The sequence below is a fragment of the Rummeliibacillus sp. SL167 genome (genome assembly GCF_007896505.1).
Lineage (GTDB): Bacteria > Bacillota > Bacilli > Bacillales_A > Planococcaceae > Rummeliibacillus > Rummeliibacillus suwonensis.
This window is the reverse complement of the sequence record NZ_VCBM01000003.1, coordinates 162854-184306: the sequence shown is the minus strand read 5'-3', so window position 1 is coordinate 184306 and position 21453 is coordinate 162854. Positions and strand designations below refer to the sequence as shown.

26 protein-coding genes are annotated in these 21453 nt (G+C 34.6%); 17 read left to right on the top strand and 9 right to left on the bottom strand.

The features are described from left to right. Positions 1 to 4 precede the first annotated feature (4 nt). The 3 genes from FEZ13_RS14250 to FEZ13_RS14240 all read right to left on the bottom strand — a co-directional run bounded on the left by FEZ13_RS14250 (position 5) and on the right by FEZ13_RS14240 (position 2143). Positions 5 to 832: a hypothetical protein gene (locus FEZ13_RS14250; RefSeq protein ID WP_146553236.1), complete on the bottom strand. Its 828-nt coding sequence runs from the start codon at positions 830 to 832 to the stop codon at positions 5 to 7. Continuing rightward, the gene (locus tag FEZ13_RS14245) at positions 807 to 1337 is read right to left on the bottom strand and encodes an RNA polymerase sigma factor (RefSeq protein ID WP_146553235.1); all 531 of its coding nucleotides are present in this window, start codon (positions 1335 to 1337) and stop codon (positions 807 to 809) included. Before FEZ13_RS14245 ends, FEZ13_RS14250 begins: the two co-directional genes overlap by 26 nt. Positions 1338 to 1558: 221 nt before the next feature. Beyond that, on the bottom strand, positions 1559 to 2143 hold the full coding sequence (locus FEZ13_RS14240) for a hypothetical protein (RefSeq protein WP_146553234.1): 585 nt from the start codon (positions 2141 to 2143) through the stop codon (positions 1559 to 1561). 793 nt (positions 2144 to 2936) lie between these two features. Here FEZ13_RS14240 and FEZ13_RS14235 point away from each other — a divergent pair. The 8 genes from FEZ13_RS14235 (at position 2937) to FEZ13_RS19645 (ending at position 8718) form a co-directional block, all read left to right on the top strand. Further along, positions 2937 to 3239 (top strand): urease subunit gamma, encoded by a 303-nt coding sequence (locus FEZ13_RS14235; protein ID WP_146547663.1) that lies wholly within the window; start codon positions 2937 to 2939, stop codon positions 3237 to 3239. Positions 3240 to 3262: 23 nt separating this feature from the next. Next, entirely contained in the window at positions 3263 to 3580 is a 318-nt protein-coding gene (locus FEZ13_RS14230) for an urease subunit beta (protein WP_146553233.1), read from the top strand. 2 nt (positions 3581 to 3582) lie between these two features. Continuing rightward, on the top strand, positions 3583 to 5289 hold the full coding sequence (gene ureC, locus FEZ13_RS14225; RefSeq protein ID WP_146553232.1) for an urease subunit alpha: 1707 nt from the start codon (positions 3583 to 3585) through the stop codon (positions 5287 to 5289). 10 nt (positions 5290 to 5299) lie between these two features. Beyond that, the gene (ureE, locus tag FEZ13_RS14220; RefSeq protein WP_146553231.1) at positions 5300 to 5746 is read left to right on the top strand and encodes an urease accessory protein UreE; all 447 of its coding nucleotides are present in this window, start codon (positions 5300 to 5302) and stop codon (positions 5744 to 5746) included. Next, positions 5739 to 6425 carry an urease accessory protein UreF gene (locus FEZ13_RS14215; protein ID WP_146547667.1) on the top strand — a complete coding sequence of 229 codons (687 nt, stop codon included), beginning with the start codon at positions 5739 to 5741 and terminating at the stop codon, positions 6423 to 6425. Before ureE ends, FEZ13_RS14215 begins: the two co-directional genes overlap by 8 nt. A 25-nt stretch (positions 6426 to 6450) precedes the next feature. Further along, a complete protein-coding gene (gene ureG, locus FEZ13_RS14210) occupies positions 6451 to 7068 on the top strand; it encodes an urease accessory protein UreG (protein WP_146553230.1) in 618 nt (205 codons plus the stop codon). Further along, positions 7065 to 7880, top strand: a complete 816-nt coding sequence (locus FEZ13_RS14205; RefSeq protein ID WP_146553229.1) for an urease accessory protein UreD — start codon at positions 7065 to 7067, stop codon at positions 7878 to 7880. Before ureG ends, FEZ13_RS14205 begins: the two co-directional genes overlap by 4 nt. A gap of 670 nt (positions 7881 to 8550) precedes the next feature. Continuing rightward, positions 8551 to 8718, top strand: coding sequence for a hypothetical protein (locus FEZ13_RS19645; RefSeq protein WP_222434427.1), 168 nt, complete (start codon positions 8551 to 8553; stop codon positions 8716 to 8718). A gap of 104 nt (positions 8719 to 8822) precedes the next feature. Here the strand turns inward: FEZ13_RS19645 and FEZ13_RS14200 are convergent, their stop codons facing one another. After that, positions 8823 to 9659 (bottom strand): hypothetical protein, encoded by an 837-nt coding sequence (locus FEZ13_RS14200; protein ID WP_146553228.1) that lies wholly within the window; start codon positions 9657 to 9659, stop codon positions 8823 to 8825. A gap of 115 nt (positions 9660 to 9774) precedes the next feature. Then, positions 9775 to 10260 (bottom strand): hypothetical protein, encoded by a 486-nt coding sequence (locus FEZ13_RS14195; protein ID WP_146553227.1) that lies wholly within the window; start codon positions 10258 to 10260, stop codon positions 9775 to 9777. A gap of 406 nt (positions 10261 to 10666) precedes the next feature. Between FEZ13_RS14195 and FEZ13_RS20180 the strand changes: the two genes are divergently transcribed. The 3 genes from FEZ13_RS20180 (at position 10667) to FEZ13_RS14185 (ending at position 11725) form a co-directional block, all read left to right on the top strand. Beyond that, the gene (locus tag FEZ13_RS20180) at positions 10667 to 10993 is read left to right on the top strand and encodes a site-specific integrase (protein WP_370467715.1); all 327 of its coding nucleotides are present in this window, start codon (positions 10667 to 10669) and stop codon (positions 10991 to 10993) included. Then, positions 10953 to 11123 carry a site-specific integrase gene (locus FEZ13_RS20175; protein WP_255473182.1) on the top strand — a complete coding sequence of 57 codons (171 nt, stop codon included), beginning with the start codon at positions 10953 to 10955 and terminating at the stop codon, positions 11121 to 11123. Before FEZ13_RS20180 ends, FEZ13_RS20175 begins: the two co-directional genes overlap by 41 nt. 173 nt (positions 11124 to 11296) lie before the next feature. Continuing rightward, entirely contained in the window at positions 11297 to 11725 is a 429-nt protein-coding gene (locus tag FEZ13_RS14185; RefSeq protein WP_146553226.1) for a hypothetical protein, read from the top strand. A 268-nt stretch (positions 11726 to 11993) separates the two neighbouring features. On the opposite strand, the gene FEZ13_RS14180 is transcribed toward FEZ13_RS14185, so the two are convergent. Continuing rightward, the gene (locus FEZ13_RS14180; protein WP_146553225.1) at positions 11994 to 12380 is read right to left on the bottom strand and encodes a type II toxin-antitoxin system PemK/MazF family toxin; all 387 of its coding nucleotides are present in this window, start codon (positions 12378 to 12380) and stop codon (positions 11994 to 11996) included. Continuing rightward, positions 12380 to 12688 (bottom strand): AbrB/MazE/SpoVT family DNA-binding domain-containing protein, encoded by a 309-nt coding sequence (locus FEZ13_RS14175; protein ID WP_146553224.1) that lies wholly within the window; start codon positions 12686 to 12688, stop codon positions 12380 to 12382. The genes FEZ13_RS14180 and FEZ13_RS14175 overlap by 1 nt, the downstream gene beginning before the upstream one ends. A 475-nt stretch (positions 12689 to 13163) precedes the next feature. On the opposite strand from FEZ13_RS14175, the gene FEZ13_RS19640 reads away from it, so the two are divergent. The 3 genes from FEZ13_RS19640 (at position 13164) to FEZ13_RS14165 (ending at position 14679) form a co-directional block, all read left to right on the top strand. Further along, the gene (locus tag FEZ13_RS19640; protein ID WP_186725932.1) at positions 13164 to 13304 is read left to right on the top strand and encodes a hypothetical protein; all 141 of its coding nucleotides are present in this window, start codon (positions 13164 to 13166) and stop codon (positions 13302 to 13304) included. 181 nt (positions 13305 to 13485) lie between these two features. Beyond that, complete coding sequence (locus FEZ13_RS14170; RefSeq protein ID WP_146553223.1) at positions 13486 to 13800, top strand: hypothetical protein; 315 nt, start codon at positions 13486 to 13488, stop codon at positions 13798 to 13800. A 402-nt stretch (positions 13801 to 14202) separates the two neighbouring features. Then, positions 14203 to 14679: a DUF1648 domain-containing protein gene (locus tag FEZ13_RS14165; protein ID WP_186725931.1), complete on the top strand. Its 477-nt coding sequence runs from the start codon at positions 14203 to 14205 to the stop codon at positions 14677 to 14679. Positions 14680 to 15048: 369 nt separating this feature from the next. On the opposite strand, the gene FEZ13_RS14160 is transcribed toward FEZ13_RS14165, so the two are convergent. Next, positions 15049 to 15963 (bottom strand): cation diffusion facilitator family transporter, encoded by a 915-nt coding sequence (locus tag FEZ13_RS14160; RefSeq protein WP_146553221.1) that lies wholly within the window; start codon positions 15961 to 15963, stop codon positions 15049 to 15051. Between the two features lie 320 nt (positions 15964 to 16283). Next, positions 16284 to 16988, bottom strand: coding sequence for a response regulator transcription factor (locus tag FEZ13_RS14155; RefSeq protein WP_146553220.1), 705 nt, complete (start codon positions 16986 to 16988; stop codon positions 16284 to 16286). A 948-nt stretch (positions 16989 to 17936) separates the two neighbouring features. Here FEZ13_RS14155 and FEZ13_RS14150 point away from each other — a divergent pair. From FEZ13_RS14150 to FEZ13_RS14140, 3 genes are all read left to right on the top strand, one after another. Beyond that, positions 17937 to 19634 carry a copper resistance protein CopC gene (locus FEZ13_RS14150; RefSeq protein ID WP_146553219.1) on the top strand — a complete coding sequence of 566 codons (1698 nt, stop codon included), beginning with the start codon at positions 17937 to 17939 and terminating at the stop codon, positions 19632 to 19634. A gap of 42 nt (positions 19635 to 19676) precedes the next feature. After that, positions 19677 to 20339: a YcnI family copper-binding membrane protein gene (locus tag FEZ13_RS14145; RefSeq protein ID WP_146547674.1), complete on the top strand. Its 663-nt coding sequence runs from the start codon at positions 19677 to 19679 to the stop codon at positions 20337 to 20339. Between the two features lie 365 nt (positions 20340 to 20704). Further along, the gene (locus FEZ13_RS14140) at positions 20705 to 21121 is read left to right on the top strand and encodes a GNAT family N-acetyltransferase (protein ID WP_146553218.1); all 417 of its coding nucleotides are present in this window, start codon (positions 20705 to 20707) and stop codon (positions 21119 to 21121) included. Positions 21122 to 21453: the final 332 nt, after the last annotated feature.

The window sequence follows — 21453 nt, the reverse complement described above, 5'->3', positions numbered from 1 at the left end:
AATATCATCCCTTTATTTCTTTTAATATATCTTTTTCATCACTATAAATGCGTAATTTGTAGTTTGAGCTTTTCATCATTTTCTTAGTAGATTCTTTTGAAAAATATTCCTTAAGGGCTTTTTCCATATTATTTACTTTAATTAGTGAATCTTTGTTATTACCTAATTTGGTATATATTTTAATCAATACAGCATTTTCTTCCTTACTGTAGCTTATGCTTTTGATTTGATAAGTTTTTTTCCCTCCTAAAGCAATATATATATGACTGACGATTTTAGGCCATTGAATATTTTGAGTAGGTTTCACTGTGGTGCTTTTGTTTTTGATACTTATATTCTTTTCCTTCATGGTTTTCTTTTCACTAATGTTGATTTTATAATCATCAATATGTTCCTTTTCTAAGAATTCATGAATCTTAGGTAATAAAACTTCCTTTTTTTCTTCTAAATTAATTTCAGACGGAGTAAGTACAATTCCAAGTGTGAACGGGTTTGGCGATATATTCACACTTTCAAAGTCGTAACCCGATTGCTTTATCAGTTTAATGATATTTATATCTATTCTTGATTGCTTGTCATTATTGATATTAATAGGGATTATCTTTTCTACAAACTTGGCAGCTGTAGAGGAATATAGAGGAGATGTTATGATTAAAAGTAAGATACTCACAACCAGACTTATTTTTAATTTGTTTTTCTTTTTTGTAGGTTTTCTCTTTTTAATAGCAGAAATAATCTTTCCTTTTTGCTGCTCACGAACTTTTGGCTTTAGTTGCAATTCAAAGTGTTCTAAATTTGTATTTAGTTTATTTATATCGTTGGATTTCTTCATAATTGAATCCTCCTCTAACCAACTGTTCTTTTAATTGTTCTAAACCTCTTTTTAAATTTGTTTTTACCTTACTTTCGGACCATCCTAATATACTAGCCGTTTCTTTAGTTGAAAAACCCTTAATTTTTCTTAATAGTATAACTTGACGATAGTCCAATTTAACTTTTTGTAATGCATAGTACAATTGCATTTCGTTTTCATTCAATTGAACCACTTCGTCTGGCAATGGTTGTGTGTCTTGTATATTGAATGTGAGTTCTTTAAAATACTTAAAAATATTTTTCTTTCGAAGATAATCTACAGTCGTATTTTGAGTTATTGTAAAAATCCATGTTTTCAAACTTGATTTCTCCTTAAATTCCCCGTAATTTTTATATGCTTTTATAAATACTTCTTGAAGTATATCTTCTGCTAAGTAGTAATCTTTGGTGTTGAAATAAATATATGTAAATATGCTATTTCCAAATTCTTCATACCAATTTGAAATTTGTTCTTCTAAATCCAAACGATTCATCTCCTTTTATAATCGCTCTATAGTATTAGACGGAATTTACTCGAATCGGTGACAAAAATAAAATGAGGCTGAGATGTAAGTTAAAAACTAATTGATTTTAGTACAAATCCTGAAAATAAAACCGTATGAAATCAAGATTTATAAATCTTGATTTCATACGGTTTTTTAGTTTCAAAAGGGTGTGTCTAAGTTCCATTTTTTAAACCCTTTAACTAATCTAACCAAATGGTATAGACACTTTCTGTTGGATAAAACAATTTACTTAGATATAGTTCAGCTTTTTTATTATCTCCATCAACCCAATCTCTAACATCAAAAACCACCTCATACGCACCTGCTTCATTTTCTAAGTAAAATGACGAAACTACAGATTCCCATGTAGGGCTTTTTTCATATAATTTATACCACCATTTAGAGCCTAAAAGACCTCCATACGGTTGTTCAATATAAATCATTAGATCTCCTCCACCTGAGTGAAAAATTTTAGACTGAGATTTAAATGTGTCTTCTCCAATATAATCCCATTGACCCGCTCCAAATGGAGTTATTGTATTACCAAAAAAGTTGAATTTTTGTTTTTTTAAATAATTAGGATCGTCAGAAATTTTTCTTATTTGTGTCTTGGCTAATGGAATATTTTTATTAATTTCACCTTTTTCTAAATTTACATTATTAGGGGTTTCTTTTAAATTATCCTCCTCAACAGAATCATTATTTGTACTAGCATAAGCGTTATTTGTATTCATCCCTATAAATATAGCAAATGATAGAACAAAAACTAATATTTTTTTATTCATAATTTATACCTCTTTTCATTATTAGAATTATGAGTTTATTATAGTAAAAAGAATATAAAATGTAAAATTTTTTTAAAATTACATATTTTAATGATATAGAATTATTAAGAGTAATTTAAATAAACATTTCAGAATCAATTTCATAAATCATTTTCTTCTTGAAAAACACGAACATTTATTTTGATAATTGTGGAGCGAAGGACAGCGATTCTTCGAAAATGCATGTGTATTTTCTTTGTATGATGTTTATTCGGTGAAGCAAATTCAATGTCCTGCGGAAAAAGCAAGCCATAGCGGAAATCAGCAATACTCTGTACTTTTGTGGGTGAATTTGGATAATCAATACGCCTGTTATGTAAATTTAAAAGGTAATATGTTAAAGGATTTCATCATGAAGTTGGAAGTTTCATCAATCTTATACCAGATGTGGAACTCACCATATGAGTAGTAACACTTTAAATATTTTGTTGGATGCCCAGTAAAGACCGTTGCCTAGTACATATTGTTTTTAAAATAGAAGGAATTTAACTATCGATTATCCAATTATATAAGAGAGATATGCTCGTATAAATTTTAAAAAAATAACTATTCTGATAGACAACCACTATCATTGCAAATTTTACTTGATTCCACTTGAAAAGCAGTATAAAACAAATAGTTTGAAAATTCACTTATTTATCGTGTGACTACTACATTTGTATAAAGAAATCATGATGGCAGAAAACATATACGTATCAATAAGGGAGGAGGATTTGGTAAAGACATTCTGCTGTGTATGTAGGGAGATGAACTTATGAAGCTGACAGCAAGAGAGCAGGAAAAACTAATGGTCGTACTGGCAAATGATTTAGCAAGGCGACGTATGAAGCGGGGATTGAAATTAAATTATCCAGAAGCAGTTGCCATTATTACGTATGAGGTCATGGAAGGAGCGAGAGATGGAAAATCGGTGTCAGAGCTTATGCAATATGGCAGGCATATTTTAAAAAGGGAAGATTGCATGGAGGGGATACCCGAGATGATCTCGGATATTCAAGTCGAGGCGACCTTTCCTGATGGGACTAAATTAGTAACCGTGCATGACCCAATTCAATAAGACTATAGAAGAGAGGGTGGAAGATGATACCAGGTGAATATAAATTAAAACAAGCCCCTATTATTTGTAACGAAGGAAAGCTATCTATTCAAATAGAGGTATTAAATAGAGGAGATAGACCTGTACAGATTGGCTCCCACTTTCATTTTTATGAGATTAATAAAATGCTTGATTTCGATCGGGAAAAGGCATTTGGAATGAGGCTAGATATTCCAGCAGGTACGGCAGTGCGGTTTGAACCAGGAGATAGCAAAGAGGTGCAGCTGATTCCATTTTCGGGCGAGCGTAAAGTGTATGGTCTGAATAATTTGACCAATGGTGTGTTAGATAAGGAGGAATAAACATGAGTTTTAAACTGTCTCGCCAGCAATATGCTGATATGTTTGGACCGACTGTAGGCGATCAAGTAAGATTAGCCGACACAGAACTGTTTATTGAAATTGAAAAAGATTATACCACTTATGGTGATGAGGTAAAGTTTGGCGGCGGAAAGGTAATACGAGATGGGATGGGGCAGCATCCACTAGCGTTACGATCTGAGACAGTCGATGTTGTTATAACGAATGCACTGATTATTGACTATACCGGGATCTATAAAGCGGATATTGGTGTGAAAGATGGCATGATCGCAGCAATCGGCAAGGCAGGCAACCCACTATTAATGGACCATATCGACATAGTGATTGGTGCATCGACCGAGGTCATCGCGGGAGAAGGAATGATTTTAACAGCGGGCGGAATCGATACCCACATCCATTTTATTAGCCCGCAGCAAATTCAAACAGCGACTGAGTCAGGTATTACAACGATGATTGGCGGCGGAACAGGTCCTGCAACGGGGACAAATGCAACGACTTGTACACCGGGAGAATGGAATATACACAATATGCTAAAAGCAGCGGAGGCATTTCCGATGAATATCGGATTTTTAGGAAAGGGGAATTCTTCTGGTAAGCAAGCACTTATTGAGCAAATAGAGGCTGGTGCGATCGGTTTAAAACTGCATGAGGATTGGGGGTCAACAGCTTCCAATATTGACACTGCATTATCCGTTGCTGATCAATATGATGTTCAAGTGGCTATACATACTGATACCCTCAACGAAGGCGGTTTCGTAGAGGATACGCTTCGTGCCATCAATGGACGTGTGATTCATACCTACCATACAGAGGGGGCTGGAGGCGGGCATGCACCAGATATTATGAAAGCTGCATCTTTTCCAAACATACTCCCTTCTTCAACAAATCCAACGAAACCATTTACTGTCAATACCATTGCAGAGCATTTAGATATGCTGATGGTCTGCCATCATTTAGATCCATCCATTCCAGAAGATTTGGCGTTCGCCGATTCAAGAATTAGAAAGGAAACCATTGCCGCAGAAGATATTCTTCATGATCTTGGGGTGTTTAGTATGATCAGCTCTGATTCTCAGGCGATGGGAAGAGTGGGCGAGGTCATCATCCGAGCTTGGCAAACTGCGGACAAAATGAAACGTCAGCGTGGGGAACTTGTTGCTGGAGAAACAAATGATAATGCAAGGGTCAAAAGATATATAGCGAAATACACCATCAATCCTGCGATTACTCATGGAATAGCTGATTATGTAGGTTCGGTAGAAGTAGGAAAATTAGCGGACTTTGTACTATGGCAGCCGGCCTTTTTTGGCGTTAAGCCAGAATTGATTATCAAAGGCGGCATGATCGCATGGAGTGTGATGGGCGATCCGAACGCTTCCATTCCAACCCCGCAGCCAGAGATCTATCGCCCGATGTTTGGCAGCTTTGGACAGGCGAAGTATACGACATCACTTACATTTCTTTCAAAGGCAGCCTATGAATTAGGGATACATGAAAAGCTGGGATTGAAGAAGCGGATCGCTGTTGTCCATAATACGCGCCAATTAACAAAAAAAGATATGAAATTTAATAGTGAAACACCCAATATTGAAGTGGACCCGCAAACCTATGAGGTGAAGGTAAATGGTGAACTAATCACATGTGCACCAGATGCAAAGGTTGCTTTAGCGCAAAGATATTTTTTATTTTGAGGTGATCCAGATGATAATTGAAAAAGTAGTGGGAAATATTCATGAACTCAATAAACCAACAACGCATATCGAACGGATATATGTAAGAAGTGACGATCTGCTAAAGAAAATCCTGCGAGTAAAATCCGATCATGGCAACGAATTAGGCATTCGTCTAAAAGAAGGAATCGTACTAAAGGATGGAGATATTTTATATCAGGACGAAAAAAATACAATCATTATTAGTGTGTTAGCGGATGATGTTCTTGTCATTAAACCCACCAGTCTAACGCAAATGGGTAATATCGCTCATCAGCTTGGCAATCGCCATTTACCCGCACAATTTGAGAATGATGAAATGATCGTTCAATATGATTATTTGGTAGAAAAGCTATTGCAAGATTTAGAAATTCCGTTTGCTCGAGAAAACCGTAAAATGAAGAAAGCCTTTAAACATATAGGTCATGCCCATGACTGATCGACTGTTTCAATTACTGCAAATTTGTGATTCCAATTTTCCATCAGGGATTTTTTCGCATTCCTTTGGGCTAGAAACGTATATTCAAGAAGATAAAATGACCGATAAGGAGTCATTTTTATATGCGTTAAAGCAATATGTTTATAGTCAATGCATTTATACAGATGGTTTGGCTTGCCGATTAGCCTATGAAGCGATTCAAGAAAATCAATTCCAAAAAGTATGGGAGCTTGATCAAGCCTTATATGCATTGAGTGCTGCGAAAGAAACTAGAGAAGGCAATAAACGAATCGGGCGGCAATTAGCCAAAGTGATGAATGCACTTTATGATATCGAATTGCTCCAACTATATGAGTCGAAAATAAAACAAAAAGAACGACATGGTCATAGTGCGATCGTTTTTGCTATTGTGTGCGAGGCGTTGGAAATCGATCTAAAGACAACGCTATCTGTTTATTTATTTACGACGATATCCTCGCTTATCCAAAATGGAGTAAGAGGTATCCCACTTGGACAAACGGATGGACAAAAAATATTACTGGAAATGCAGCCGTTTTTAAGAAAGCAAGCAGAAACGATTTTACATGCAAAAGAAGAAGACTTTGGAGGTTGTGCACCAGGGTTAGAAATCGCTCAAATGAAACATGAACAACTTTCTGTCCGGCTTTTTATGTCGTGAATTATCAAACGAAAGGATGAAAATTATGGGGGAACCTATCCGAATTGGTATTGGAGGGCCTGTTGGGGCTGGAAAAACACTTTTAGTCGATCAATTGACGCGTGCATTAATGAAGGATATCGAGATCGCCGTTATTACGAATGATATTTATACGAAAGAGGATGCCTTGTTTCTGATAAAAAATGGAGCTCTGCCAGAAGACCGCATTATCGGGGTAGAGACAGGTGGATGTCCACATACAGCTATTCGTGAAGATGCTTCGATGAATTTTGCGGCAATAGATGAATTGAATGAACGTCATCCCCATCTAGAGTTGATCTTTATCGAGAGTGGGGGTGATAATCTTGCTGCGACCTTCTCTCCAGAGTTAGTCGACTTTTCCATTTATATCATTGATGTTGCTCAAGGGGAAAAAATCCCGCGAAAAGGCGGACAAGGGATGATCAAGTCAGATTTATTTATTATCAATAAAATTGATCTAGCCCCATATGTAGGAGCAGATTTGGAGATCATGAAAAGAGATACAATTACGACACGTGGCGAGAAGCCGTTTATTTTTACAAACTTAAAGGATGGTACAGGGGTTGCCGAAGTTGTGGAATGGATCCGTCGTGAAGTATTTCTTATGGGATTAGAAGCATGACATATACAGGCTATTTGCAAGTAGAAGTAGGAAATAAAAACGGTAAGTCGATCATGACCAATAGTTTGTTTGATGGGGTATTCAAAATCACAAGGCCTTTTTACTTATCGAGCGGTATGCCGCTTCTCATCTTGATCCATGTTGGCGGCGGCTATGTAGATGGCGACACGTATCATACAGATATGACTGTCCATGAATCCGCTCGCCTTGCCATTACGACACAAGCTTCAACCAAAGTGTATAAATCAAAAAACTTTGGCGTTAGGCAATCGACCAATTATACGTTAAAAAACAATAGTGAATTATTTGTGAAGCAAGATGCATTGATTCCTTATAAAGACGCAAATTTTATACAGCAAACCCATGTACATATGAGCTCTTCTGCTACGTTCTTTTACTCGGATACCATCACGCCTGGATGGGCTGAGGATGGTAGGATGTTTCAATATGAGAGGGTCACATCCAAAATGCAAATCTTTGTTGATGACACGCTTGTTGTGTTTGATCACCTGTTATTAGAGCCAGACGAAAAGTTTGAACAGCTAATGTATTTAGAAGAATATTCTCATATCGGCACACTTTTTTTCATTCACCCCAAGGTCAATGAGCACTTTGTGGAAGATCTTAGAGATAAGCTCGAAGCTTTTTCAAATCAGGCTAGGATTGGCGTAAGTATGTTAAGTGTGAGAGGAATGACCATGAGAATTTTGGCATCCAGCACGACGATCATCGAGAAAATATTTTCAGCTTGCGAAGAGCTGATTGGCGAACGTTTTTATGTGAATGATGTGATCGAGTGGAGAAAGTGGTAATGGGTTCTGGGAGTTGTGGTTTGCACTATAAAAATATTTTCAGCCTTTTCCCCTTATTTTCTAATAAATTTCAACAAATAAGAATATGAAGATATGCCTATGGCGTGAAATGCAATAAATAGATCGTATACGTTGAATGAGATGTTGATATTAACGTTCATGATCCAAAAGCTAACGTTTAGTATATAAAAGCAGGATAAAAAATCATGATCGTATTAAGTGAAGCTTTTATTTGTAGTTGCTTGTGTAAACATGCTATTATATTGATTACATATTAAGGAATTTTTATAAAATATTTATTGAAAAAACAATACCTAGTCCTTGAACAAATAATTTATTGAATCAACAAAAATAATGGTATTTGTAAATTTGGTACAGATAAATTAATTCAGGACAATATTAATGTATCAGTATCCGTTAGAACGGCCAGAAACCATGAAATGAACGGGTCAATTCATTGTTCTAGCGTACTTCAATCAATCGCAGAGCGCCAAAGCGAATCACCTAGCGCATCAACCGACGAAATCAATAGTGACGGGCTTTATCAGGTATTAGAATTATTAACTAGCAAAATGGTGCTATAAGAGATTTAGAAACCAAGTAGGATATGGTTTTAAAAGCGATTGAACACCAGAAGGAAAGCGCTGAGCTTAAGAGTATGCAAGAACAGATGGATACTATGGTAAGACATCAAACAAAGTTAGCTGAAACTGCACCAGATACCAACGCTTTAATGGCTGAAATTCGCAAATTAAATTCTAAGATTGTTGAATTAGAAACATTAGCAACAATCGAACGAAATAAAGGTGGTTTTTGGTCGAGACTATTTAAAAAATAAGATAAAAAAGTCAGGATTTTGGCTAAAGTCCTGACTTTTTATTTTCAATTTACCCTATATTATTTAAATCAATATAGGGAGCTTCAATAATAGCGGTTAATTCATCATCTGTTTAGATGATGAACCTTTTGAATTGTGTTCATTATTCGTCGGAATTGTTCTACTAAATTCCCTTCAAGATGATTTAAATAGGCAAAAAAGAACAGTGATTCTAATTGATCACTGTTCTTTTTATGGTATTTTTTATTTGTGAACAAATGTATAGACTCCTTTTGCTTCACCATTACTAAGCTTAATTGGATTTCTGCAATAAACCGCTCTTTGCTAGACAATAATCCATCCCAATTAGAGTATTTTTTTAGTGTTCCAGATGATTTTCTTTTTGATGGTTTAAATGCTATATAACCTTTATCACCCTTTTTAAGACTGAAAGTATATGTGCTAGTGTCAGAAGCACTGGATACCCAAGTATAAGAGACTCCGGACTTAATAGCAGATTTTTCAGCCGAAAGGTTTACATTAGCACTATAAGAAGATGATACTGTTGATGATACTGATTTAGAAATGCTACATCCTCCTGATGTATTACAGGAAATCGTTGATGTTACTTGGATAGGATCACCAGTGTAAGTAGTAACGGACGACTCAGAATACTTATAATACTCATAGTAATTATCCATTGGAATGACTATTCCATCTGTATTCTTAACGCTACTTGAGTCATCTGAAGTTTCCAGTTCTAGTTCCTCTTTTTCTTGATTCAGGGCATTGTATTCTTCTTGAGTAAGAGGTACAAGGCCCTCTTCAGTATTTGCGTAAGCTGAGATTTCCGCATTGAATTCTGGATCATAAAAAAGTTCTGCTTGTTTTATATCTGTTTTTTCTTCAGCAAAGGCAGATGTAAAACATAAAGATAATCCCAACGCAAACGAGGTAGACACGACCAATCTTTTTATAATTTTTTTATAAATATTCCTCCATTTCAATTTATTGTATTTCAATTTCTATTTTAGATGTTAAAAGGAGGTTTGTACATATTTTTCGTTCGACAAATTTTTATTTATTCTGGATTATATAATAGTACATCCCGGTATCTTGATCTATTTTAGGTTTAACATTTAATTCTGTATCTGTATTTATTGTGAAGTTTGATCCCTCCACTACTCCCATATATAATTTATATTTTTTTTGTCCTTTAATAGTTTTAAAATCAGCCGTTACATTTAAATTTCCTACATTAGGATTGTTTGATTTTAAAATAACTTTTTGTAAGTCTCTATACCATTGATATTGATTATCTTTGCGAATCAAATGAGCAATGCAAATACCTTTTCCATCAGAGTCGTCAAACTTAAAAACTACAACATTCTCATCCTTTAAATCTATAATTTCTAAAATATCGTTTTTTTGAATTTCCTCATATTTTAATCCATAATCTATGGCCTCATCTTGACTCTTAAACCATTTAATTTCTTCATTTGTTTTACTTGTACATCCAGCAAGTAAAAATAGTAAAAATAAGAATATCATTAATTTTTTCATTTCTAAACCATTCCGTTCCATCTTTGACATTACTGTATATTTTCGATGTATCTGTTTTAAATTCCTTTTTTTAAATTCCTTTTTTTAAGTTTCTTTTTAAAAAGTGTACTCTTAAAACAAGATAGGGACAATTTTGATAGCGATACCGTTTCATTTTTGAAACGGTATCTAAATGTATGATTTTAGATACTTTTATACGTTTTTTTGTGTTGTTTTACTGAGTTCTCCTTTTTGATATATAATAAGATGCATATTATGTATAAAATTGGATATAATGAGGAATTTAAATGACCAAAAAAAGAACGTGTAGCCATTGCGTACAAAGGCAGAAATTGAAGATTTTCGGTGGGCGCTCTCCAAATATGCGAGTGCCAGAGATTTGTTTTTATTTAATTTAGGAATTAATGTGGGGTTGCGTGTGAGTGATCTGGTGCCTTTAACGGTCCAAGAAGTGCGAGGGAAAACACATTTAGTGATTACGGAGCAAAAAACGAAGAAAATGAAACGATTTTTGATTCCGAGGGCTACCCGAGAGATGATCGAGGACTATACACGCGATATGAGCCTTTCTGCGTGGCTTTTCCTGAGTCAGAAAGGAAATAGCCAAATAGCCATATTTTCATATTTCCACCACACAAGGCCTATCGAGTGCTTCAGAAGCACTTGGAAGGGACGACATTGGCACGCATACGATGCGAAAAACGTTCGGGTATCATCATTACAAACAACATAAAGACGTGGCAGTGTTGCAGCAATTATTTAATCATTCTGCGCCATCATCCATCACCATGAAGTATATTGGGGTGACTGAGGATGAAGTGGATGCAACGATGGAAAGTTTTTGTTTTAAACTTAATCATTAAAAGATATAAGCGGATATAGTTCATGAGCCCTAAGTAATCTGTTAAATAGAAATATTATAAAAACCTAAACAAAAGAATTTTAATTTATCTTCTTAAAAAATAATAACAATACAAAGGGGATATATGGTTAAATAATATAATAATAGCTATGTTTTACGAAATGAGGTAGGAAATTGTATAGACTCTTTATGAAAAATTTTAAATCTGCTATTATAACTGGAGCTAGTATAGCTTTGTTTGTTCTTATATTAGATCCGTTTTTTCTTAAAAATCAACAATTTTTAGTTCAAGAATCTATTATTCAATCCATGTATCTTTTATTTACACTAATAATTATATGCAGTGGATTATTTTTAATATTTAGTTTCCCTGCAAATTTTATTACTAAAGTATTGAGTGGATTAAACCTAAGTCGTAAAAATAGTAACTACCTATCTTTGCTTCTTCATATGTTTGTGTATATTACTATTTTATATATTTTATTTAAATCTTTATACACAGTAAATATTTTTAAACAAGATAATATTATTTCTTATTTATTTTTAATATATCCTCCTATATTATATTGGGGATTAAATTTATATTTTGAAAAAAATAAATAAATCTTAGACTTTTTATATCTTAAGATTATTTGGATTATTAATTTTATTAAACATTAAGGAAGCGTATCTTTTTCTGATATTAATTTTTCTTTGGGTATTTAAAAAATAAAGAGGTTGGGACAAAAGTATTTTAGCTAATAAATAATCCAAACCATAATGTGAAATTCTATTTAAAATTTCACATTTGTTCGGATTTTCTTTTTATTATAATTTTATAAAGTTCAATTATTCGGCTTTAGGAAAGGTTCATTTAGTTCTGTCCCAGCCTCTATGTCAAGTATGTTTCTATTTTCGCTAAGCATTCTTCAATTATTTCATCCATTTCTTCAATTTGTGCATCTTCTGGATTGTACTTCTTTAACACTTTTAGATTACGTGCTGTCCAATCTAATGATTTAACTTGATCAGTTAAAACCACTCCTGTTATTGGAAAGCCACCGTTATCAAGTGATATTCCTTTTTCTGGTAAAGAAACTTCGAAAGGATATCCTTTCTTTTGATTAGTAATCGGACAAATAGCTGCAAATCCTGTCACTTCATTGAACTCTTTGGGAGATAAAACAATAGCATTTCTTCTACCGGCTTGTTCATGACCAGCTTGTGGGTTGAAGCTTAAAACAATTAAATCTCCCCTTCTTGGTGGCTCTACTGACATTAAATCAATTCACGTCCTTCGATACCCAAATCAATTTTCTTGTGTCGATTTTCAGGAGTTATCTGTGATAATAGTTCTTGCAAAGTGTATTTCTTCCGTGTTTTTTTTGGCTTTAATATGATGATATTTTCTCTTCCAATCACACTTAATTCCATTTCGGAACCTTGGTTGATTCCTATTTTATCAGCAGCATCTTTTGGAATACGAATACCTAAACTGTTCCCCCATTTTTGTGCAGTAACTGTAGACACGTAGTCAACCCCTTTACTTCGGCTTATTTTGTTTTCTAAATGCTCTTCAGAATACATTATATCACCTCCAAGTCAAAGAGTATATACATAGTATATACAATTAAATTGAAAATGATACGCGTTTTAAAAATGTATGATTTTGTATATTTCCATGCGTTTTTTGTGCTGTTTTACTGGGTTTTCCTTTTTATGTATAATAAGATGTATATTATGTATAAAAATGGATGCAATAAGGGACTTAAATGACCAAAAAAAGAACGTGTAGCCATTATGGACAAAGGCAGAAATTGAAGATTTTAGGTGGACACTCTCCAAAAAGAAAGATCATAAGGGACAAATGCCCCAATTCTATTATGGGATTAGGCAAAGTCTAATTTTTCAACGGGTACACGATGTGGAGCTAGCCCCCACATAACAAAATAAAATCGGAACCTAATTTTAATAAAGATTCAATTTTTTATTTTTAAATGTAATTTATGCTATAATTAAATATGTACAGTAAAAATGACAATATTAGGATGAATTATAAAAAATGAAAAAAACACTTATTTTAGGGATGACAACAATGCTATCTTTAGGAGCTGTAGGAGGATCTTTTGGATCTTTAACAACTACTGCTCATGCAAGTGAAAACTCTTCAAATAAAATTACAGAATTACCAAATACTATATAATTTGAAGAATATTCAACTTCAATTTTAGAAGTAGGGTCTTATGTTCATAAAAATGATCAAGGTTTTATATATGTTGATAGTAGTATTTCACAAGATATATATATTAAATATAATGTAGATATGTTAGAAGAATCTTTTAAAAAAATTAATAAACAAGTAGCAAGTGGGCAAGTAATAGTTAATGACGATTTATCTATTACTAATAAAGGTAATATACTTTTCAAAAGGTTATACTTCTAAAAATTATTGGTGGGGAGTAAAAGCTACATATTCAAATGCACAAACTAAATCAGCAGTTTCATCATTAGAGGATGCAGCATTTGATGTAGGAGCTATTGCTGCCGCAACATTTTGGCTTCCTGCAATTGCAGGAGTTACAGGAATTACAGGAGTATATTGTGGAGCCCTTGCTAAAAAAATGAAGTCAAAAAATAAAGGGAAAGGCGTTATTTTAAATATGACTTGGGCTTTAGCATACACAGTTAAATCTAGATAAAATAAAGTTGGTGTTTATATGATATTTAATTTGTTTCTATTATTTTTTGTTATTTTGAGTTTTATATATATCTATCTATTTTATTCTAAAAAAATTAAATTTAAAAAAAGATATATGATAGCGTATCTTTTTCTGATATTAATTTTTCTTTGGGTATTTAAAAAATAAAGAGGTTGGGACAAAAGTATTTTAGCTAATAAAAAATCCAAACCATAATGTGAAATTCTATTTAAAATTTCACATTTGTTCGGATTTTCTTTTCATTATTATGCTAGTGTAAAGAAAAAGGTGACTATTAATCATTGCTGGCGGTTTGTCGCACTATAATGTACAGTCCTTTTTCTTATCAAAGTTTTTCAGGATTCTTCAATGCTGAATTCTAAGAAGGAGGCAGGTGACGGTATGAACAATCACTATATAAAATGGAAACAAGCATTCAATGTAATTAGCTTGATGGTTTGGAGCGTCTGCATTACGGCAATCATTGCTAATTATCAAGCTTTACCTGATCAAGTGCCAAGTCATTATAATGTATTTGGCAAGGCTGATGCATGGGCACAGAAATGGTTTATCTTTTTTATGCCCATATTAGGATTGGCACTTTGGATATTCCTTCATCAATTAGAAAAACATCCAAAATATTTCCATATGCCAGGGTTTGGACCGAAAGCAAATGAAGTACAAGTAGCGAATGTACAGTTAATGGGTAATATCATAAAGAATGAAACACTCTTGTTATTATCAGCGTTTTCATTAAAGGATACATATGTATTACTTGGAAATCGCTTATCTTTAGGGATTTGGGAGATAATCATCTTTCTAGGCGTCTATGTGATCACAATCGTTTTCTTTGTTATTCGTAATGTACGATTAAGATAATGCAATCATAAGATGTTAGCAGCTGTGCTAATACCCTTTTTTTGCAGGATTATTATAGATTGAACTATAAAGCGAGAATTAAAGAGATCATTGAGATGGGAAATGGATGAAAAACGAATCATTGTTTTAACGGCAAATGTTTCAATGACTTGTGCAAACACATAAAAGAAAATGAAAAGATCCAAGTCCGGTTGAACCCCGAACTCAGATCTGAGAAATTGCCCGAAATGATGTGCTTCATCTGATGGAGTTAGACCATGATCTTTGCGCGAACCCTACTTTTTCTCGTTCATTTAAATACAACTGCCATTTAAGGGCGTATCATCAATCATCTTGCTTCGTCGATCTTATCATTTTGCTGTCACAAAATTATTTTGAAATAACGTGGTACCCTTCATACGAATTACAACAATGATGTTCGTATTGGTCTAAGTTAGCACTTTTGTTTTCCACTTGGATGGTCGCATGTTCTAAACCAAAAATATCGTGTAATGCTGTTAACGCTTCCTTTAGAACAACATCATGTTGAGCGCTGGAGATCACTAAATGACAGCTGATCGATGGAAAGTCAGATGTAATATTCCATATATGAAAATCGTGAACGCCTACAACATCAGGTATTTGGAGTAACCTTTCTCGAATCATTTTTACATCTAAATGCTCTGGTGTGCCTTCCATTAGCACATGAACAGCGTCCTTTGATACACCGAATCCGCCTTTTAAAATGATGAGTGCTACGATTAAACTAGCGATCGGATCGGCAATTTTCCAATCGAAATACATGATCAGCAAAGCGGCGATAATAGCACCAATTGAGCCGAGTAAATCTCCCAATACATGTAAGAATGTAGCTCGTATGTTGATATTCTCTTTTGTATCAGCCCTCAATAAAATCCAAGCAACTAGTATATTCACTACGGCTCCAATAGTAGCAACAACTAACATACCATTACTTGACACGCCTTGCGGATTACCGAATCGCTGAAATGCTTCCCACATGATCAATATAGAAATGACGATCAATAAAACACCATTGAATAAAGCTGCTAAAATCTCCATCCGCTGATAACCAAATGATTTTCTGTCATTTACAGCTTTTTCCCCGAACTTAAATGCTAACAGGCCTACTCCCAATGAAATCGAATCACTTAACATATGTCCGGCATCTGAAAATAATGCTAAACTATTAGTCATTACTCCGCCGATAAACTCTATAATCATAAATGCTGTAATAATGACAAAACTCATCAGCAATGCTTTTTTATTTTGCATATGATGTTCCATACATCATCCATCCTCCCAAATTCAATCTCTCCGAATTTAATTGATCCCGCTTTAACAGGCAGTAAGATCTCCATCTCAAGATTTAAAAAGAAACGAAAAAGATAGCTGGGGGATCAACTGACCGTAAAAGTCCGATTGGTTCGAGCCAACAAGATGTTGGTCCCTCAGGTGTTGCCACAGGACGTGGCGTTCTTAACCTGAGTTCCTCTAGTTCAGTGGGGGATGGAGAAAACCCCCACTGATGGAGTTTCACTTTATCGATCTAATGCTTATAGTAAGAAGAAAATGTGGAGAAAGTATGGAAAATATAAAATATGGCACTATTTTTGGGGCTTAGGTAAAACAAATTGGTAGCCTAATCCCCAAACGGTTTTGATAACCTGTATGTCTGGATCCATTTTTTTGAATTTTAATCGGATATTTTTGATTTGTGAATCTACAGATCGTACATCTCGAAAATCTTTATCCGCCCAAATGTGATCAATTAGTTCTTCTCGTGTAAATACGCGTTGTGGCGATGCTGCCAATAATCCCAACACTTCAAATTCCTTTGCTGTTAATGCTATTTCCTGTTGATTGATAGAGACTGTTCTTCGATTGAAGTCTAATACAAATGTGCCATGATTATACGTAATAACACGGTTTGTATCTTGTTCTCTAGGTGTTAGCCCTGTTCGATGTAATAATGCTTTAATCCGCGCTTGTAATTCTAAAAGTTCAAAAGGCTTCTTTATATAATCGTCAGCCCCTAATTTGAACCCTTTCAGTAGATCCGCTAATTCGGTATATTCTGAAAGTAGAATGATGGGTGTTGCAAAACGTTTTCTCACTCTCTCACAAACGGTCCAGCCATCAATATAGGGAAGTGTGACATCTAATAATATCAGGTCAAAATACTGTTCATCTATTATTTTTAAGGCTTGTATTCCATCCTCAACAAGTGTTAGATGATACATTCTTCGAAGGTGGATATTAAGTAAAGTCCTCGTTTTTTCTTCATCCTCTACTATTAATATACGTTTCATATGATTCCTCCTAGCTGTGCAAAAAATATTTCAAAAGGTTTAAGACACTGCACCAAAATTTGTTCTTGACATAAAAAATAGATGGACTATTGATTTCCGCTTCAATCTATATAAATAGAGTTAATAAACTATCAGGCGTGTTGATTATCCAACTTTCCCCACAAAATATAGTGTATTCGCTGATTTCCGCTACGGCTTGCTCGCTTTCCTGCGGGCGAATGCTGGGGGCAAACAGGATGTTGGTCACGGAGTCGTTGCCACAGGACGTGGCGCACTACAATTCCGTTCCTTCAATCGCTTCGCTGCGGGGTCTCAACTGTTCGCTTTTCCCGTGGGACGTTGAATTTTCTTCCTCGAATCACACCGCACGAAGGAAATGCTTGCATTTTCGAGGACTCGAGCAAGCCGCAGCGAAGATCTACATAAATGGAGCTAAAAATACATGTTTTTTTAGAATTTTGTCCAATTTATCGCCTATTTTTTTCCTAATCAACACGCCTGATAAACTATCTTTTACCAATAAATATGCCTATTCATTATGTCAAACACATTTTTTGGCAAAGAACAAGTTTTTAAGTTTATTTATTCATGTAAAATTGAAAGACCTTCTATTTTTTTTACTTATCTTTGAAGATTTCGTTCAAATTTCACATTTGTTTTATATAATGATACTGCTTTTCAATTAGTTTTACCTCTCAATAACAAGCAGCAAGACTCTAGTCACCAGCACAGAGGATAAATAGGAGATAAACTGCCTATATATGCCCATTTGGCTTAGCTAACTTCCAGTGGAATCACTATGGGGCTTATTGGAAATCAATTTTCATGAAAGTGATTTGGTACCAGCTATTGCTGATTTAGGAGAGGGCTAGAAAGGATGTGTGGCATATTGTCAATAGACAACGGAAAATTTTCAAATAGAGCGATAAGGATGAATGGTGATGGCCGATGTCCACAGTGAAAAGTAAAAAAAATAATTTTTATCGATTAACCAGTCTAATTGGTTTGTTCATGCTGTGTATATATGTAATAACCTTATTTCCAAAGGTAGCATCGGCACACGCTTTTGTCATAGAATCAACCCCTGCGGAGAATGAAATCTTATCTACTTCACCATCAAGCATTCGCATTCAATTTAACGAATCGCTTCAAAACGGTTTTCATTCCATTATTGTGTTGGATTCTTTGGGAAAGAAAGTGCCATTACAGAAATCACAGATCAACAAGGAAAATCAAGCAATTCTTGAGACGAAGATAACTAAAAAACTTCCCAAAGGGTCCTATACGATGCAATGGAAAGTTGTTTCAGCAGACGGTCATCCAGTACAGGGTGTCATCCCATTTAGCATTGGCACCTCTCACAACAGTTCTAGTATGGTGAAGGCCGAAACTTCGAACTACATACCAAAGTCTGATATGATTCTTTTGCGATGGCTCTTGTTCAGCAGTTTAGCATTATATATCGGAGGCATTATTTTTAATCTTTTCATTTATCAAGCAAGGCAAAATGAGGTTTTTCAATCCATTCGTTCGTGGAGTAAAAAAGTGATTTGGCTATCATTGCTTGGAATGTTTATCAGCTTGCTGTTGAATCTACCATTGCAGACAAAGATTGATGCAGGTGTACCATGGTCAGAGGCATTCAATGTGGATTTGCTAACAGAAACATTGAAACAAACGTCATTTGGTTTTATATGGGTCATCCAAATGGCATGTATAGTAGGGCTTTCAATCACGACCTATTTTGCTAGCCGAAACAAATCTTTCTATTCATACAAAAATGGAGCTCTTTGCATACTCTTTTTCATAGCCTTACTTATTACAAAATCTTTAACAAGCCATGCTGCTGTTTCTACGCATAAAATAATGACTGTTTCGATGGATTTCCTTCATTTATTGGCAGCATCTATTTGGATAGGAACACTTTTCTATTTAGTTTTTCTTTTACCAAAGAGACGTAAAACAGCAATGGATCCAATCGAAAAAGATAGCTATTGGCATGTCATCAATCGATTTTCATTTTTAGCAATAGGAGCGACTGCCCTTATTTTATTAACAGGGATTTACGGCAGCTTGTTATATGTCCCTACATTCTATTCCTTATTCCATACTTATTATGGGAAGGCATTGATCGGCAAAGTCTTATTGTTTTTGATGATGCTTATTCTAGGTGGCTTCCACTATATGAAAAGTAAAAAACGTGGCAATAAAGGTCTTGCGCGTACAATAACTGTTGAATTTGGAATTGGTTTGGTGGTTATGATGGTGGCAGCAATATTAACAAATTTACCAACATCTATGTCATCACCCGGACCTTTCAAACAAACGATTGTCCTGGATAACGGAGATACGGCAACGTTACAGATTAGTCCTAATATTGCGGGCGTCAATGCATTTAAAGTGGTATTGAAGGATTCAAAAGGTAAATCGGTTACTGATGTTGAAAAGGTGCAACTTACATTTACTTCTTTAAATACGGAGCTAGATGCAAGTAACATCGATGTTCCCAAACAAAAGCAAGGCGTATTTCAAACAAAAGGTATGTATATCAATATAGCTGGCAATTGGAAAATAACCGTGCATTTGTTAACAACATCACTAGACAGCTATGATATCGATTTTAGTCCCGTTGTGGGCAGCCAATAAATTAGTTGTTTCTTATTACTAATATACGAGGAGAGAAATAAAATGAAAACAGTATTTAAAAAATGGACAGCAGGCCTTATGTCATCAGGTCTAGCTTTAATGATCTTTGCGGGAACAGCGAGTGCACACGTAACTGTCAAACCAGAAGTTTCTGCACCAGGAGCATGGGAAACTTATACAATCAAGGTTCCTGTGGAGAAGGAAATCAATACAATAAAAGTTACGCTAAAGGTTCCCGCAGGCACTGAATTTGAATCATATCAACCTGTACCAGGATGGAAGGTTACACTAGCTAAAGATTCATCAGGAAAAACAAAAACAGTTACTTGGCAAGCAACTAATGGAGGAATCACAGCTGGTCAATTCCAACAATTTTCTTTTGTTGCGAAAAACCCTGAAAAAGAAACAGAAGCTGCATGGGATGCCTATCAATACTATAAAGACGGTACTGTTGTAGAATGGACAGGTGACGAAAATGCAGATACGCCCCACTCCATTACTCAAATTACAACAGCAACTGATCATGCGGCGCCAGCAAAAACGACTCAAGATGATACAAAAGCAGAAGTAGAACAAACAAAAAAAGCCGAATCTGCTACTGAAAACGAAAAATCTGGATCCCAAACTACTACCTTAACATTATCAATAGTGGCACTCATTCTTGCTATTATTGCGGTGATTCGATCATTTACAAGAAAAAAATAATTAGAAAAAAACTATAGTCAAGGTACAGGACATTATCTGATCGTTATATGATAGGCTACCATTCTCCAAAATCTAGTTGGAAAGTGGTAGCCTATTTTTAATGCGAAACTTGTCTGAGCAGTTGCGAATATAGAATGAATAAAATAAGCAAATTGGTTTCATAATTTCTTATTCAAAAGGATCAAATGTAAGATATAAATCTTTGATCTGTAGAGAAATTGATGAGAATTTGAAAAAGCTGACTCAAAAAAGAGCCATCTTTCTTTAAAAGAAAAATGTGAAATTTCATATGATTTTTGGATATCATTTAGCATCATAAAGGTATCAGCAGTTGGTCATGTAACTAAAGACAAAGGGTGAAAAATATGATATTTCTTAAATATGATATAAATGAAGATGAGATAGCAATGTTAAAAAAGGTGTATCAATCTGTTGGATGGATGAAGCATGATGAAAAAATCATAAAGAAAGTATTTGATGCAAGTACACATCAAGTATTTGCAGTAAACAATCATCAAGTTATTGGCTTCGCAAGAGCTTTGTCTGATGGTGTGTTTAATGCTGCGATTTATGATGTCGTTGTACATCGGGAATTTCAAGGACAGGGAATTGCTCGAATGCTTATTGAAGATATGCTGCAGCAGTTAGATTTAGTATCTTGCATACATCTGATCTCAACGGTTCATAATGATACTTTTTATAAAAAATTTGGTTTTAGAAAATTGAAAACCGGAATGGCAATTTATAAAAACGAACAATTAGCTAAAGAATATTTAGATTAAAACTGTAATTTTTTTACGATTCATAAATATGATGATAAAGAAAGTGTGTTAGTGATTAGGCTAACGCGCTTTTCTTTTGAACAGGAATTCATTCAATATAAAGGGTAGCGGAGTGAGGAAAGAGGGATTATCGGATGTGTTGAAAGGGATTTTGTGATTGAACATCCGGTATTTGTTACTTTTGAGAAGGCTAATAACAAGGAATTTAGGGCTTTAATTGTTCGGCTATTGTCAGAATTGTTTGGGTGCTTGGTATGTGTTGTGAACAAACTGTGAAAGTGTATAAAAAGACTTGCCATTTATAGAAATCCGAGTAGAATAAGGATTAGAAA

Bases quoted from the DNA above. Each gene is read 5' to 3' on its own strand.
- FEZ13_RS14250 (WP_146553236.1), bottom strand. From the start codon at position 832: ATGAAGAAATCCAACGATATAAATAAACTAAATACAAATTTAGAACAC.
- FEZ13_RS14240 (WP_146553234.1), bottom strand. From the start codon at position 2,143: ATGAATAAAAAAATATTAGTTTTTGTTCTATCATTTGCTATATTTATA.
- FEZ13_RS14235 (WP_146547663.1), top strand. From the start codon at position 2,937: ATGAAGCTGACAGCAAGAGAGCAGGAAAAACTAATGGTCGTACTGGCA.
- FEZ13_RS14230 (WP_146553233.1), top strand. From the start codon at position 3,263: ATGATACCAGGTGAATATAAATTAAAACAAGCCCCTATTATTTGTAAC.
- ureC (WP_146553232.1), top strand. From the start codon at position 3,583: ATGAGTTTTAAACTGTCTCGCCAGCAATATGCTGATATGTTTGGACCG.
- ureE (WP_146553231.1), top strand. From the start codon at position 5,300: ATGATAATTGAAAAAGTAGTGGGAAATATTCATGAACTCAATAAACCA.
- FEZ13_RS14215 (WP_146547667.1), top strand. From the start codon at position 5,739: ATGACTGATCGACTGTTTCAATTACTGCAAATTTGTGATTCCAATTTT.
- ureG (WP_146553230.1), top strand. From the start codon at position 6,451: ATGGGGGAACCTATCCGAATTGGTATTGGAGGGCCTGTTGGGGCTGGA.
- FEZ13_RS14205 (WP_146553229.1), top strand. From the start codon at position 7,065: ATGACATATACAGGCTATTTGCAAGTAGAAGTAGGAAATAAAAACGGT.
- FEZ13_RS19645 (WP_222434427.1), top strand. From the start codon at position 8,551: ATGGATACTATGGTAAGACATCAAACAAAGTTAGCTGAAACTGCACCA.
- FEZ13_RS14195 (WP_146553227.1), bottom strand. From the start codon at position 10,260: ATGAAAAAATTAATGATATTCTTATTTTTACTATTTTTACTTGCTGGA.
- FEZ13_RS20175 (WP_255473182.1), top strand. From the start codon at position 10,953: ATGCGAAAAACGTTCGGGTATCATCATTACAAACAACATAAAGACGTG.
- FEZ13_RS14180 (WP_146553225.1), bottom strand. From the start codon at position 12,380: ATGTCAGTAGAGCCACCAAGAAGGGGAGATTTAATTGTTTTAAGCTTC.
- FEZ13_RS14175 (WP_146553224.1), bottom strand. From the start codon at position 12,688: ATGTATTCTGAAGAGCATTTAGAAAACAAAATAAGCCGAAGTAAAGGG.
- FEZ13_RS19640 (WP_186725932.1), top strand. From the start codon at position 13,164: ATGAAAAAAACACTTATTTTAGGGATGACAACAATGCTATCTTTAGGA.
- FEZ13_RS14170 (WP_146553223.1), top strand. From the start codon at position 13,486: ATGACGATTTATCTATTACTAATAAAGGTAATATACTTTTCAAAAGGT.
- FEZ13_RS14165 (WP_186725931.1), top strand. From the start codon at position 14,203: ATGAACAATCACTATATAAAATGGAAACAAGCATTCAATGTAATTAGC.
- FEZ13_RS14160 (WP_146553221.1), bottom strand. From the start codon at position 15,963: ATGGAACATCATATGCAAAATAAAAAAGCATTGCTGATGAGTTTTGTC.
- FEZ13_RS14155 (WP_146553220.1), bottom strand. From the start codon at position 16,988: ATGAAACGTATATTAATAGTAGAGGATGAAGAAAAAACGAGGACTTTA.
- FEZ13_RS14150 (WP_146553219.1), top strand. From the start codon at position 17,937: ATGTCCACAGTGAAAAGTAAAAAAAATAATTTTTATCGATTAACCAGT.
- FEZ13_RS14145 (WP_146547674.1), top strand. From the start codon at position 19,677: ATGAAAACAGTATTTAAAAAATGGACAGCAGGCCTTATGTCATCAGGT.
- FEZ13_RS14140 (WP_146553218.1), top strand. From the start codon at position 20,705: ATGATATTTCTTAAATATGATATAAATGAAGATGAGATAGCAATGTTA.